12 protein-coding genes are annotated in these 11702 nt (G+C 64.3%); 5 read left to right on the top strand and 7 right to left on the bottom strand.

What is annotated here, in order from left to right; translation table 11 throughout:
- The 3 genes from EN884_RS09755 to EN884_RS09765 all read left to right on the top strand — a co-directional run.
- On the top strand, positions 1–473 hold a 473-nt coding region (locus EN884_RS09755; RefSeq protein ID WP_128360539.1), incomplete at its 5' end, for an aminotransferase class III-fold pyridoxal phosphate-dependent enzyme.
- Positions 474–506: 33 nt separating this feature from the next.
- A complete protein-coding gene (locus EN884_RS09760) occupies positions 507–1799 on the top strand; it encodes an aminotransferase class III-fold pyridoxal phosphate-dependent enzyme (protein ID WP_063169696.1) in 1293 nt (430 codons plus the stop codon).
- Complete coding sequence (locus EN884_RS09765) at positions 1796–2818, top strand: phosphotransferase (RefSeq protein ID WP_063169697.1); 1023 nt, start codon at positions 1796–1798, stop codon at positions 2816–2818. The genes EN884_RS09760 and EN884_RS09765 overlap by 4 nt, the downstream gene beginning before the upstream one ends.
- Before the next feature lie 28 nt (positions 2819–2846).
- Here the strand turns inward: EN884_RS09765 and hpaH are convergent, their stop codons facing one another.
- The 5 genes from hpaH to EN884_RS09795 form a co-directional block, all read right to left on the bottom strand.
- Entirely contained in the window at positions 2847–3653 is an 807-nt protein-coding gene (gene hpaH / locus EN884_RS09770) for a 2-oxo-hept-4-ene-1,7-dioate hydratase (protein ID WP_128360541.1), read from the bottom strand.
- Positions 3650–4522, bottom strand: coding sequence for a fumarylacetoacetate hydrolase family protein (locus tag EN884_RS09775; protein WP_128360540.1), 873 nt, complete (start codon positions 4520–4522; stop codon positions 3650–3652). Before EN884_RS09775 ends, hpaH begins: the two co-directional genes overlap by 4 nt.
- Positions 4523–4757: 235 nt before the next feature.
- Complete coding sequence (gene hpaD / locus EN884_RS09785) at positions 4758–5738, bottom strand: 3,4-dihydroxyphenylacetate 2,3-dioxygenase (protein ID WP_063169700.1); 981 nt, start codon at positions 5736–5738, stop codon at positions 4758–4760.
- Positions 5739–5752: 14 nt separating this feature from the next.
- On the bottom strand, positions 5753–7270 hold the full coding sequence (hpaE, locus tag EN884_RS09790) for a 5-carboxymethyl-2-hydroxymuconate semialdehyde dehydrogenase (RefSeq protein ID WP_063170418.1): 1518 nt from the start codon (positions 7268–7270) through the stop codon (positions 5753–5755).
- A gap of 11 nt (positions 7271–7281) precedes the next feature.
- Positions 7282–7668 (bottom strand): 5-carboxymethyl-2-hydroxymuconate Delta-isomerase, encoded by a 387-nt coding sequence (locus EN884_RS09795; protein WP_013528543.1) that lies wholly within the window; start codon positions 7666–7668, stop codon positions 7282–7284.
- 215 nt (positions 7669–7883) lie between these two features.
- Between EN884_RS09795 and hpaR the strand changes: the two genes are divergently transcribed.
- A complete protein-coding gene (gene hpaR, locus EN884_RS09800) occupies positions 7884–8279 on the top strand; it encodes a homoprotocatechuate degradation operon regulator HpaR (protein WP_224620863.1) in 396 nt (131 codons plus the stop codon).
- A gap of 29 nt (positions 8280–8308) precedes the next feature.
- Here the strand turns inward: hpaR and EN884_RS09805 are convergent, their stop codons facing one another.
- The gene (locus EN884_RS09805) at positions 8309–8818 is read right to left on the bottom strand and encodes a flavin reductase (protein ID WP_013528541.1); all 510 of its coding nucleotides are present in this window, start codon (positions 8816–8818) and stop codon (positions 8309–8311) included.
- Between the two features lie 6 nt (positions 8819–8824).
- A complete protein-coding gene (locus EN884_RS09810; RefSeq protein WP_063169701.1) occupies positions 8825–10369 on the bottom strand; it encodes a 4-hydroxyphenylacetate 3-hydroxylase N-terminal domain-containing protein in 1545 nt (514 codons plus the stop codon).
- 92 nt (positions 10370–10461) lie between these two features.
- On the opposite strand from EN884_RS09810, the gene EN884_RS09815 reads away from it, so the two are divergent.
- Positions 10462–11331 (top strand): helix-turn-helix domain-containing protein, encoded by an 870-nt coding sequence (locus EN884_RS09815; protein WP_013528539.1) that lies wholly within the window; start codon positions 10462–10464, stop codon positions 11329–11331.
- The last annotated feature ends 371 nt before the right edge of the window (positions 11332–11702 follow it).

Genomic DNA, 11702 nt, shown 5'->3' on the forward strand with positions numbered 1-11702 from the left:
TCGCCAAGGCGATCACTTCGGGTTATTTCCCGCTCGGCGCCGATGTCTTCGAGGCCGACAAGACCAGCTTCGGCGCCATCGGCCATGGCTATACCTATTCCGGCCATCCTGTCGGCTGCGCCGCCAGACCCGCGGCGCTTGCCGAGACCAAACGGCTGCGCCTGAACGAGAACGCGGCCGCGCGTGGTGTCGAACTCGCAGCCGTGCTGGAGGGGCTGAAGGCGAAGCATGCGATCGTCGGCGATGTCCGGTACAAGGGCCTGATGGCGGCGCTGGAGCTGGTCTCGGACCGCGCGACGAAAAAGCCCGCCGACAAGAAGACCATGGCATTGGTTTCGGAGGCGGCCTACGAGGCCGGCGTCATGCTGCGCGTCTCCGGTAACGCCATCATCCTGTCGCCGCCGCTTATCGTCAGCGCCGCGGATGTCGCGAGGATCGGCGAAGCATTGGATGCAGGCCTGTCGAAGGTCTGACGGTTATTGGAGAGAACGGAGTTTCGAGACGCAATGACTCAACCGCAAGAAGCGTTGGTTAGCCGGCGCTCGCGCCTGCTCGGTGCGAAATCGCAATTGTTCTATGACGAGCCCGTGCACCTGGTGCGCGGCGAAGGTGTCTGGCTCTACGATGCCGACGGCCGCAAATATCTCGACGCATACAACAACGTCGCCCATGTCGGCCACTGCCACCCCTATGTGGTCGAGGCCCTGTGCCGGCAGGCAAGCCTGCTCAACACCCACACGCGCTATCTTCACACCGCCATCCTCGACTATGTCGAGCGGCTGACCGCGACCTTCGATGCCAGCCTGTCGACCGCCATCCTGACCTGCACCGGCAGCGAGGCCAACGACATCGCGCTGCGCATGGCGCAGGCCGCCACCGGCCGCATGGGTATCATCGCCACCGACGCCACCTATCATGGCAACACCGCGGCGGTTTCGCAGCTCAGCACCCGCATGCCGCCGGTCGGCGGCCGCGCCCGCAATGTCAGGCTGGTGCCGGCGCCTGACAGCTATCGCCATCCGGCTGCGATGGCCAACGGCAAAGCCTTTGGCGACGCAGTGCGCGAAGCCATCGCCGCGCTGGCAAAGGACGGTATCGGCCTGTCCGGCATCATCCTTTGTCCGCTGCTCGCCAATGAAGGCTTTCCGACGCTCCCATCCGGCTTTTTCGACGACGCGATGCGCGCGGTGCGTGACGCCGGCGGACTGGTCATCGCCGACGAGGTGCAGCCTGGTTTCGGCCGCACCGGCAGTCATTTCTGGGGCCACCAGCGCGCAGGCTTCGTTCCCGACATCGTCACCATGGGCAAGCCGATGGGCAACGGCCATCCAATCGCCGCCGTGGTCACATCAAGGGAGATATTGGCGACCTTCCGCAACGCCTTCCGTTATTTCAACACCTTCGGCGGCAATCCGGTTTCCTGCGCGGTGGCCAATGCCGTTCTCGACGTCATCGAGCAGGAAGATCTCGTTGCCAACGCGCGTGACGTCGGCGCCTATGCACTCAACCTGCTGCGCCCGCTCGCCGATCGCCATGAATGTATCGGCGAGGTCAGGGGCGCTGGCCTGTTCTTCGGCGCCGAACTGGTTCACGACCGCAAGACGCGCGAACCGGCGCCCGACATTGCCGAGCAGGTCGCCAACCGGATGCGCCAGCGCGGCGTGCTGATGGGCAAGACCGGCATCCACGGCAATGTGTTGAAGATCCGCCCGCCAATGCCGTTCTCCCGCGACAATGCCGACTTCCTGATCGGCGTCCTCGAAGAAGTGCTTGGCGAAGTCGGCGGAGTGAAGGCGTGAGCGCAGTCTCCGCGCAATCCGAACCCGAGACGGCAGCCGACGTCACGGCGCTGGCCAGGCGCGCGCTCGCCCATTGGGGCATTGATGAGGGTGAGCCGGAGCTGCTGAAATTCCGCGAGAACGCGGTCTTCCGGATCCGTCTGCCCGATGGCCAGCCGGCCGCCATGCGCATTCACCGGTTTGGCTATCACACGGACGCCGCCCTGCGCTCGGAACTGCAATGGATGGGTTTTCTGCAATCGGCCGGCATCGCCACGCCATCTGCGGTCGCCACGCCGGCTGGCGATCTGTTCGTGCTTGTCAGCGCGAACGCCTCAATGCAACCCCGGCAAGTCGATTGCCTGAGCTGGCTGGAAGGCCGCGCCGTCGGCGCGCGAGGCGTGCCGCTGGATTTTACGCCCGAGCAGGCAAGACAGATCTTTACCGAGATCGGGCGAACCATCGCCCACATGCACAATGTCACAGCAGCCTGGACGCCTCCGTCCGGCTTTGCCCGCCATGCCTGGGATTTCGACGGCTTCTTCGGCGCGAACCCGAATTGGGGGCGTTTCGAGACCTCGCCCTTCCTCGACGGTCCTCGCCGGGAGCTGGTTTTGCGGGCGCGCGAAAAGGCCGTGCGCGCGCTATTGACGTATGAACGCAGTGCCCGCAATTTCGGCATCATCCACGCCGACCTGGTGCGCGAGAATGTGCTCGTCCATGATGGTGCGATCCGCATCATCGACTTCGACGATTGCGGCCATGGCTGGCACATGTACGACCTTGCCGTCGCGCTTTACCAGAACCGCGATGAGGCGATCTATCCGCTGATCGAGGACGCTTTGCTCAAGGGCTATCGGCAGGAGCGCGAACTGACGGCGCGCGACATCGCCGCGCTGCCGCTGTTTTCTGCCTTGCGGGCCTTCGCCTTCCTCGGCTGGGTGCAGAGCCGCGTCGAAGGCGACATCACCAGGGAGGTCGGCTTGCGCATGTCGGCCATCGCAGCCGATGTGGTGATTGCCTATCTGCATGGCGAATAAGGCCGATTGATAAGAACTGGCGGAACCGTCAGCCCTTCGCGAAAGGGATGCTGACCGTGCCCGAACTGCCGAAATCGGCGACGATCGTGTCGCCGGGTCGCGCCTCGACCGGACGCACGAACGACCCGGAGAGAACGACCTCGCCGGCAGCGATCGACATGCCGTAGCGGGCGAGCCTGTCGGCCAGCCAGGCAATGCCCATCGCCGGATGGTTGAGCACGCCGGCGCCAAGCCCGGTCTCCTCGACCTCGGCATTGCGCGAAACGATGGCGCCGATCCAGCGCATGTCGGTCTCATCAGGCCGCTGCGGCCGGCCGCCGATGACGATGCCGGCATTGGCGGCATTGTCTGAAATGGTGTCGAAGAAGGTACGCGCCTTCTTCGTCTCCGCATTGACGCGCTCGATGCGCGTATCGAGGATTTCGAGCGCCGGCGTGATGTAGTCGGTGGCGTTGAACACGTCGAAGATCGTCACGCCGGGGCCTTTCAGCGGCGCCTTCATGACGAAGGCGATCTCGGCCTCGACGCGCGGCTGGATAAAGCGGCCGGCCGGAACCGACGCGCCGTCATTGAAGAACATGTCGTCGAACAGCACGCCCGAATCCGGCGTGTCGATGGCGAGCGCATATTGCATCGCCTTGGAGGTGAGGCCGATCTTCCAGCCCTTCGGCTTCAGCCCGGCATCGATCTTGCGCGTCACCAGCGCTGCCTGCACGCGATAGGCATCCTCCATCGTCGTCTCGGGAAAATCGAGGCTGAGCAGCCGGATCTGGCGGCGTGAACGCTCGGCCTCGAACAGCCGTGCCGCGGCGTCTTCCACTTGCTCCGGGGTCAGGCTGCTTCCTCGTAGACGACGCTGTTGCGAAGCACGCCGATGCCGTCTGCCTCGACCTCGATGACGTCGCCCGGCTTCAGCCAGATCGGCGGCTCGAAGCGGGCGCCGGCGCCCGTCGGCGTGCCGGTGACGATGATGTCGCCCGGCACCAGCGTGGTGAAGGTCGAGACATAGGCGATAATCTTGCGAAACGAGAAGATCATCCGGCTGGTGCGGTCCTGCTGGCGGATTTCGCCATTGACGCGGGCGGTCAGCGCGATGTCGGCGATCTGCTCCGCGTCGGTGAACGGCACCAGCCAAGGGCCGATCGAGCCGCTGCGGTCGAAATTCTTGCCTTGCGTGACGTTGAACTTGGCATGCCGCACCCAGTCGCGGATGGTGCCTTCATTGCACAGCGACAATGCCGCAATATGGCTGAGCGCGTTGGCCTCGGCAATGCGCCGTCCCGCCTTGCCGATGACGATGACGATTTCGCCCTCATAATCGAGCTGCGGGGATTCCGGCGGCCGCACCAGCGGCGCGCCATGGCCGACGAAGGAGCGGGGAAAACGGACGAACAGCGACGGATTCGAGGGTGCTGCCTGGCCGTCCTTGTACTCCTCGTTGCGGTCCGGATAGTTGACGCCGACGCAGATGATCTTTTCCGGCGAAGGGATCGGAATTTCGTAGGCAATGGCGTCGAGCGGGAAATCGATCGGGAAGGCCTCGGCCTCTTCCGCCAGCCGCCGCAAGGCGCCGGCCTCGATCGCTTCCCGCAGCGTCGGCCACTGGCCGTGGCGCGCCGACAGGTTGATGACACCCTTGCTGGTGACCGCGCCATAGCGCGCCTTGCCGCCGACGGTGAAGGTGGCGAGCCGTGCGTGTTTCATGCTGCGGCTCCGGCAATGGTGGTGGGCGAGGATGGCGCTCTACGGCGCCCCCCTCTGTCCTGCCGGACATCTCCCCCACAAGGGGGGAGATCGGATGTCATCTCTGCCTTCGCCAATTTCCAACGCTGCAACAGAGGCGCTGACCATGGGCCTAGCCAATCTCCCCCCTTGAGGGGGAGATGTCCGGCAGGACAGAGGGGGGCGCCACGGAACGCTGACATCTCCAAAATCCCACTCACGGCGCAATGATCGGCGAAGCCGCCAAATCCGGCTGGCGCGCCTCCGCCCCGGCAAACGCACTGCCCTCCTCGAACCAGCTTTTCGGCGCCGGTGCGCCCCACAGCGTCTGGCGCTGCGGGTCCTTGAGGTCCCACTTGATCGGCTCCAGGTCCGGATCGACCGTCTGGTAGTCCGAACAGTAGATCTCGATACGGTGGTTGTCCGGGTCGCGGACATAGAGGAAGAAGGCGTTGGAGATGCCGTGCCGACCAGGGCCGCGTTCGATGTTCGGCAAATAGCCCGTGGTCGCCATCAGGTCGAGCAGGTCGATGATGTTGAGCGGCGTCGGCACCCAGAAGGCGACATGATGCAGGCGCGGGCCGATGCCGTTGGTGAACGCGATGTCGTGGACGCCGCCCTTGCGATGCGTCCAAGCTGCCCAAAGCTTCCCGGTTGCGGCATCCTCGGTGTATTCGGTGACGCGAAAACCGAGCTCGTTGTAGAAGGCGACGGACTCGTCGACATTGGGCGAGAAGCAGTTGAAGTGGTCGATGCGTAGCGGCTTGACGCCCTTGTAGAGCGCATATTTCTGATGGATCGGCGGCAGCCTTTCCATCTGGGCATAGAACTCCAGCGGAATCCCGTGCGGGTCGCGCGTCCGAAAAGTGCGCGACTGGTAGGGCCGCTCGACCCATTCCACCGGCAGGCCCTTGCCCTTGAAGAAATACTCGGCCTTATCGAGGTCCTCGTCCGAAAAGACCTTGAAGCCGAGGTCGCGCGCTTCCGGCGTCGTCGCCTTGCGCAGCACGATGCAGTGATGGCCACGTTCCTCCATGGCGCGCAGGTAGATGGCGCCTGATGTCTCGTCGGTAACCTGCAGGCCGAGCGTGTCGACATAGAAGGCGCGGGATTTGGCGAGGTCGGTGACAGCCAACTCGACATGGCTGAGGCGCACGATGTTGAAGGCGGGGTAGAGATTGGGTTTGGGCAAGGGCATCCGATTTCCTCCGGTCAGCCGCCGAGTTTCTGGATCGCGTGCGCCGTCGTCGCGAAGGCGACGTTCTTCGTCTCCATGTAGAAGTCGAAGGAATGGTCGCCGCCGTCGCGGCCGATGCCGGAATTCTTGACGCCGCCGAAGGGGGTCGGCAAATGCCGCACGTTCTCGGAGTTAACCCAGATCATGCCGGCCTCCAGCGCATCGGTGAAACGGAAGGCGCGGGTGACGTCAGAGGTCCAGAGATAGCCGGTCAGGCCGTATTGCGTGTCGTTGGCCAGCGCCAGCGCTTCCGCCTCGTCGTTGAACGCAATGGCGCTCAGCACCGGCCCGAAAATCTCCTCCTGCGCGATGCGCATGCCGTTGGTCACGTTGGTGAACAGGGTCGGGCCGACATAACAGCCGCCTCCCGGTCCATCGACCTTGCCGCCGCCGACGGCCAGCGTCGCCCCCTCCGACCTGCCGATGTCGATATAGGACAGCACCTTCTTTTCATGCACCGGATGGATCAGCGGCCCGGCCACCGTTTTCGGATCGAGCGGGTGGCCGACGACGATGCGCTTCGCCCTCTCCGCGACTTTGGCGGTGAAGCTTTCATAGATCGAGGCTTCGACCAGAAGCCGCGACGACGAGGTGCAGCGCTCGCCATTCAGCGAATAGATCATGAATACGGCGGCGTCGGCGGCGCGCTCGAGATCGGCGTCGGCAAAGACGATCACAGGGTTCTTGCCGCCAAGCTCGAAATGCACGCGCTTCAGCGTGCCGGCGCCTTGCTTCATGATCATCGAACCGGTGCGGCTTTCGCCGACAAAACCGATCGCCCTGATGTCGGGATGCTCGGTCAGCGCCTTGCCGGCGTCTTCACCAAGGCCGTTGACCAGGTTCCATACGCCTTTCGGCAGGCCGGCCTCCTCGGCGATCTCGACCAGCAGGCGGGCGGTCAGCGGCGAGAATTCAGCCGGCTTATGAACCACGGTGCAGCCGGCCGCCAGCGCTGGCGCAATCTTCCACGTCGACAGCATGAACGGTGTGTTCCACGGCGTGATGATGCCGACCGGGCCGATCGGAACGCGCGTCGTCATATTGACCTGGCCTGTCGTACGCAGCGTCTCGCCGTCGCGCGCTTCGGGCGCGCGGTCGGCGAAGAAACGGAAATTCTCGGCACCGCGCAGCGCTGCCTTGGCCATGAACTTCAGCGCCTGGCCGGTATCCATGCATTCGACAAAAGCGATCTCCTCGGCGCGCGCTTCGATTGCGTCGGCGATTTTGTGCAGCAGCTTCTTGCGTGCCTCGCCAGGCATGGCTGCCCAGGCTGGGAACGCCGCCTTCGCCGCCTTGGCGGCGCGGTCGATGTCGGCGGCCCCGCCGCGCGCGACGCTTGCCAGCGGCTTGAGGTCGACCGGCGACAGCGTTTCGAACGTCGCGCCATCGAGGGCCGGCACCGCCTCGCCGCCGATCTGGTTCAAAACGCCATCGCGCTTGAAGCGGGCCAGATAGGCCTCGGCCTTTTTCAGATTGCCTTGCAGGTCGGACATGTCGGGTTCCGTCACTTGCCGCGCAGCCGCGGGTGGATTGCGTTTTTCTTCCAGCTGAGCACCGGGTCGATTTCCCGGATTTCGAGCGACAGGGCGAAATGCGGGGTCTCGAACAGGGTGGCAAGGTATTCGCTCACCGCCGCGAAGACAGCCTCGCCGGTCCGCTTCTTCTCGTCCGGGCTGCGGCCGGTGCCGATGCGAAACGACATGTCGAGAAAAGCGTTTTCCGGCAGGCTGTCGGCCATCGCGTAGGCCTCGGCGCGAAAGGCCCGCACCCGCACGGCGCCGGTCTCGAACAGCCCGGTGTCCAGCACTGTGCGCAACACCAGCGCGCACAATTCGTCCATATCGACCTTGGCATCGAGATTGGCCGAATACTCGATGGAGAAGTGAGGCACGGCGCTTCGTTTCCCTGGGTTATTGCTTTGTTGTAGTTAACGCGTTAATTACATGCCGCATCCGCGAAGTCAAGTCTTGCATCGGCCTTGGCGCAACGATACGGGATGGCAGGAACGGGCCCCGGCTGGCGGATTCGGCCGAGGGAAGGCCTGTTTCGATCGCAAGCGTGGGAGGCTCTTTTTTGCTGCCTGAAAATACCCGTCGTTCCCTGCCGATGGCGCTGCTTCATGCCCGCGAAGCGGTGATGGCGCGGTTTCGGCCGATGCTTGCGGCGCATGACGTGACCGAACAGCAATGGCGCGTGCTGCGTGTGCTCAGCGAAGCCGGCCCGGTCGAGGCGACGGAACTTGCCGATCGCGCCTCGGTTTTGCCGCCCAGCCTGACGCGCATCATCAAGGCGCTCGAGGGACGCAAATTCATCACCCGCAACAAGGCCGAAGGCGACGGCCGCCGCGTCGTGCTGACCATTGCGCCTGCCGGCTCCGCCCTGATCGACGCCCTGTCGCCCGAGCGTCGCGTCATCTATGACGACATCGAACAGCGTTTTGGGCATGAGAAGCTGGAGCAGCTCCTCGACCTCTTGGAGAGCTTGATCGACGGCGAGAGCTGAGCGGTCGGTCCTGGCCGTTTCGTCCAGGCTCACCCGCCAAAGCTGCCCAACCGTGTCGGCTGCGTATAATTCCGGTCGACATAGAGCAGGGCCGAGCCGCCGCTGCCGTGCCGGACATCGATGACGCGGCCGATCATGACATTGTGCGTGCCGACGACATGCACGGTCTCGATCTCGCAATCGAAGTTGACGATCGCATCCGACAGCGCCGGCGTGCCGGAGGTCAGCGTCTGCCAGCGCGCCGAGGCGTAGCGCGCCTCCATGTCCCTGGTCGCGCCGGCGAACTTTCCCGCCAGATGCATGTGGTCATGCGTCAGCACGTTGACGCAGAAGCGCCGGTTGGACAGGAACATGGCGGCCTGGGTCGAGCGCCCGTTCATGCACACGAGCAGCGTCGGCGGCTCGTCCGAGACGCTGCACATGGCGGTGGCGGTGAAGCCGCCGCGTCCTGCCGGCCCGTCTGTGGTGACGATGTTGACCGGCGCGCAGACCCTCGCCATGGCGTCGCGGAAATCGGCTTTCGAAATCTGCGTGGCCATGTGATTTCACTCGGCCGTTGAGACAAGCGGATTGAACCAGGTATCGCCGGTCCAGCCATTCTCGTCATAATCGGCCATGCAGGTGTCGACCAGCTCTTCCATCGCCTTCAGCCGCCCGCCGCGCTCGGCGCCTTTCAGCACCTGCAGCCGTACCTCTTCCGGCGCACCGGCATAGTTGAGCTCATAGAGCCCGTGGCGGCCGCCGAACTCGGTGCCGGTCGCATCCCACAACAGCTTCATGATCTTGATGCGTTCGATGTGGCCCATATCGTTGGAGCCGCGCACATATTGCGCCAGATATTTGTCGATCTCGGGGTTGTTGAAGTCGCGCACCGACGACGGCAGGTAGATCAGCCCCGAGGCGATCACCCGGCGCACGGTGTCGATGACGCGCGGATAGGCTTCCGACATGAAGGTGCGGTAGGCAAGGGCGGCTTCGAGGTTGGGCAGGACGGCGCCATTCGCCCATGGGATCGGGTTGTAGGCCATGGCGTTGGAAAAGCTCCAGAACATGTGCCTGAGCGCAATGACCTCGCCCAGTGCCGCCTGGTTGCCGCGGAAAGCATCGCCGCCCGTGGCGCGCAGCGCCTTGGCCAGCAGGCCGGCGAGAAAGTCGAGCTTGACGGCGAAACGCGTGCAGCCCTGGAAGCAGTAGCCATGCATGAAGCCGGAGGCCGGATGGAAGGACAGGATTTTTTGCGCATCGCGCAGCACCAGCACGTCCTCCCAGGGGATGAAGACATTGTCGAGCACCAGGATCGCGTCGTTCTCGTCGAAGCGCGACGACAGCGGATAGTCGAAGGGTGCCGCCACCGTGTTGGCCGTCTGCTCGTAGGAGACGCGGCAGAACATCTTTATCCCCGGCGCATTCATCGGCACGATGAACATCACCGACAGCGACGGATCCTCGGTCACCGTCGCCGACCCTTGCGCCAGGAAATTGTAGTGCGTCAGCGCCGAGGACGTCGCCACCACCTTGGCGCCGGACACGTAGATGCCGGCGTCCGTCTCCCTGTTGATGTGGACGAAGACATCCTTCACCTGTTCGGCCGGCTTGTGGCGGTCGATCGGCGGGTTGACGATGGCGTGGTTCATGAACAACGCGGCTTCCTGCGCGCGTTTGTGCCAGGACAGGGCATTGTCCTTGAACGGCCCGTACCAGTCGGCATTGGCGCCGAGCGTGTTCATCAGCGCCGCCTTGTAGTCGGGCGTGCGGCCCATCCAGCCATAGGACATGCGCGACCACTCCGCGATCGCCGTCTGCTGGGCAACAAGCTCGGCGGAAGACTTGGCAACGCGGAAATATTTGTGGGTGTAGCCGCCCGAGCCGGTGTCGGTTGGTGACGTCAGCGCGTCCCGCCGCTTTGGATCATGCAGGGCGTCGTAGAGGCGCGCCAGCGACCGCGCCGAATTGCGCATCGCCGGATGCGTGGTGACGTCGGCAATGCGTTCGCCGTTGATATAGACCTCGCGGCGATCGCGCAGGCTCTCCAGATACTCGGCCCCGGTGAATGGGCGTGCCTTATCGGTGCGGAAGTCTTCTGATCGCATGATGGTCCTCCTCTTAAGCCGTAACCCTAGCGCCCTGGGCATCGATCGGTTATGGACGGAACGGCAAAACCGATTGGACTTTTTCCGGCGTCATGAGCCAGAGATCCATCCCCGACTTCTTCGTCTATGGCGAGCCGGTGCGGCCGCTCGATGTCGGTTTTCTGCATGTCGAGACGGTGCTTGCGCGCGGCAATATCCATCTTGGTGAGGTCGCCGCGCACAAGCACCCGCAGATGGGTCAGATCACCTTCTGGACCAGCGGCTCCGGTACCTACCGCATCGAAGACCGATCCTGGGACTTTTCGGCGCCTGCCGTGAGTTTCGTGCCGAGCACTATCGTGCACGGCTTCTCGATCGGCCCCGGCACCGACGCCATCGTCGTCTCGGTCGCCGACGGCGCGCTTGCGGCCATCGCGGCTCACAGCCTGCTGCCGCTGGACCGGCCGGTCTTTGCCGACGGCATGCCGCAGCACGCAGCGTGGGCCAGATTGGCGGCGGTGCTGGAGATGATCGCCGCCGAATACGCCGAGGCGCAAGCCGGCAAAGACAGGGTCCTGCAGGCGCTGATCGCCGTCGCGCTCTCCCACATCGCGCGCCTCAGTCCCGAGACAAAGGATGCCACGGCGTCTTCTGATGCCTCACTGGCGTTGGGGCTGCGCCGGCTCGCCGATGCGCATTTCCGCGACAACTGGCCTGTTGATCGCTACGTCGAGGCGCTGGCCACGACGCCGCATCTTCTCGACAAGGCCAGCCGCGCGGTGCTGGGCAGCGGCGTCAAACGCGTCGTCGGTGAGCGACGGCTGCTGGAGGCCAAGCGGCTGCTGTTGTTCACCGTACGCTCGGTCGAGGACATCGCCTACGAGATCGGCTTCGACGACCCGGCGTATTTTTCACGATTCTTTCGCGCGCGGGTCGGCGAAGCGCCCGCGTCCTGGCGGCGGAAACAGTTGCAGGGTCATTGATGGGTGACCATGGATGCGGACCTTGGCGCGCCGTTCCGGCGCGAGCCCGCTTCCGCCAGGGCGTTGGCTTCCCGACCGGCCATGATGCAGCCACAGCCACTTTTTCGTGAAGCTGAACGGGTTGATCCGCTCGCCTGTCTGCCTAGGTAGAAAGGAGCGGCGGGCGCCACGCAAAATCTGACAATCGGGCAAATCTGACAGTCGGCATGATATTTTCCTGCATTCGAAAGCTTGGCCTCGCTGCTCTCTGTGTCGCCATCCAGTCTTCCTGCGTCGTTCCCGACGACACGTCGCGTATCGCCAAGGTTGATCCAACGGCGGCGGCTGCCCGCAAGGAGATGGTCGGCCTCAGCGAAGCCGATGTTCGAATG

The sequence above is a fragment of the Mesorhizobium sp. M7A.F.Ca.AU.001.01.1.1 genome (genome assembly GCF_004022735.1).
In the GTDB taxonomy this organism is placed as follows: domain Bacteria; phylum Pseudomonadota; class Alphaproteobacteria; order Rhizobiales; family Rhizobiaceae; genus Mesorhizobium; species Mesorhizobium ciceri.

What these genes read in the sequence shown, in the direction of transcription:
- EN884_RS09805 (WP_013528541.1), bottom strand. Translation starts at nt 8,818, where the DNA reads ATGGCCACGCAGATTTCGAAAGCCGATTTCCGCGACGCCATGGCGAGG.
- hpaD (WP_063169700.1), bottom strand. Translation starts at nt 5,738, where the DNA reads ATGCCCTTGCCCAAACCCAATCTCTACCCCGCCTTCAACATCGTGCGC.
- EN884_RS09815 (WP_013528539.1), top strand. Translation starts at nt 10,462, where the DNA reads ATGAGCCAGAGATCCATCCCCGACTTCTTCGTCTATGGCGAGCCGGTG.
- EN884_RS09775 (WP_128360540.1), bottom strand. Translation starts at nt 4,522, where the DNA reads ATGAAACACGCACGGCTCGCCACCTTCACCGTCGGCGGCAAGGCGCGC.
- hpaE (WP_063170418.1), bottom strand. Translation starts at nt 7,270, where the DNA reads ATGTCCGACCTGCAAGGCAATCTGAAAAAGGCCGAGGCCTATCTGGCC.
- EN884_RS09760 (WP_063169696.1), top strand. Translation starts at nt 507, where the DNA reads ATGACTCAACCGCAAGAAGCGTTGGTTAGCCGGCGCTCGCGCCTGCTC.
- hpaR (WP_224620863.1), top strand. Translation starts at nt 7,884, where the DNA reads ATGGCGCTGCTTCATGCCCGCGAAGCGGTGATGGCGCGGTTTCGGCCG.
- EN884_RS09810 (WP_063169701.1), bottom strand. Translation starts at nt 10,369, where the DNA reads ATGCGATCAGAAGACTTCCGCACCGATAAGGCACGCCCATTCACCGGG.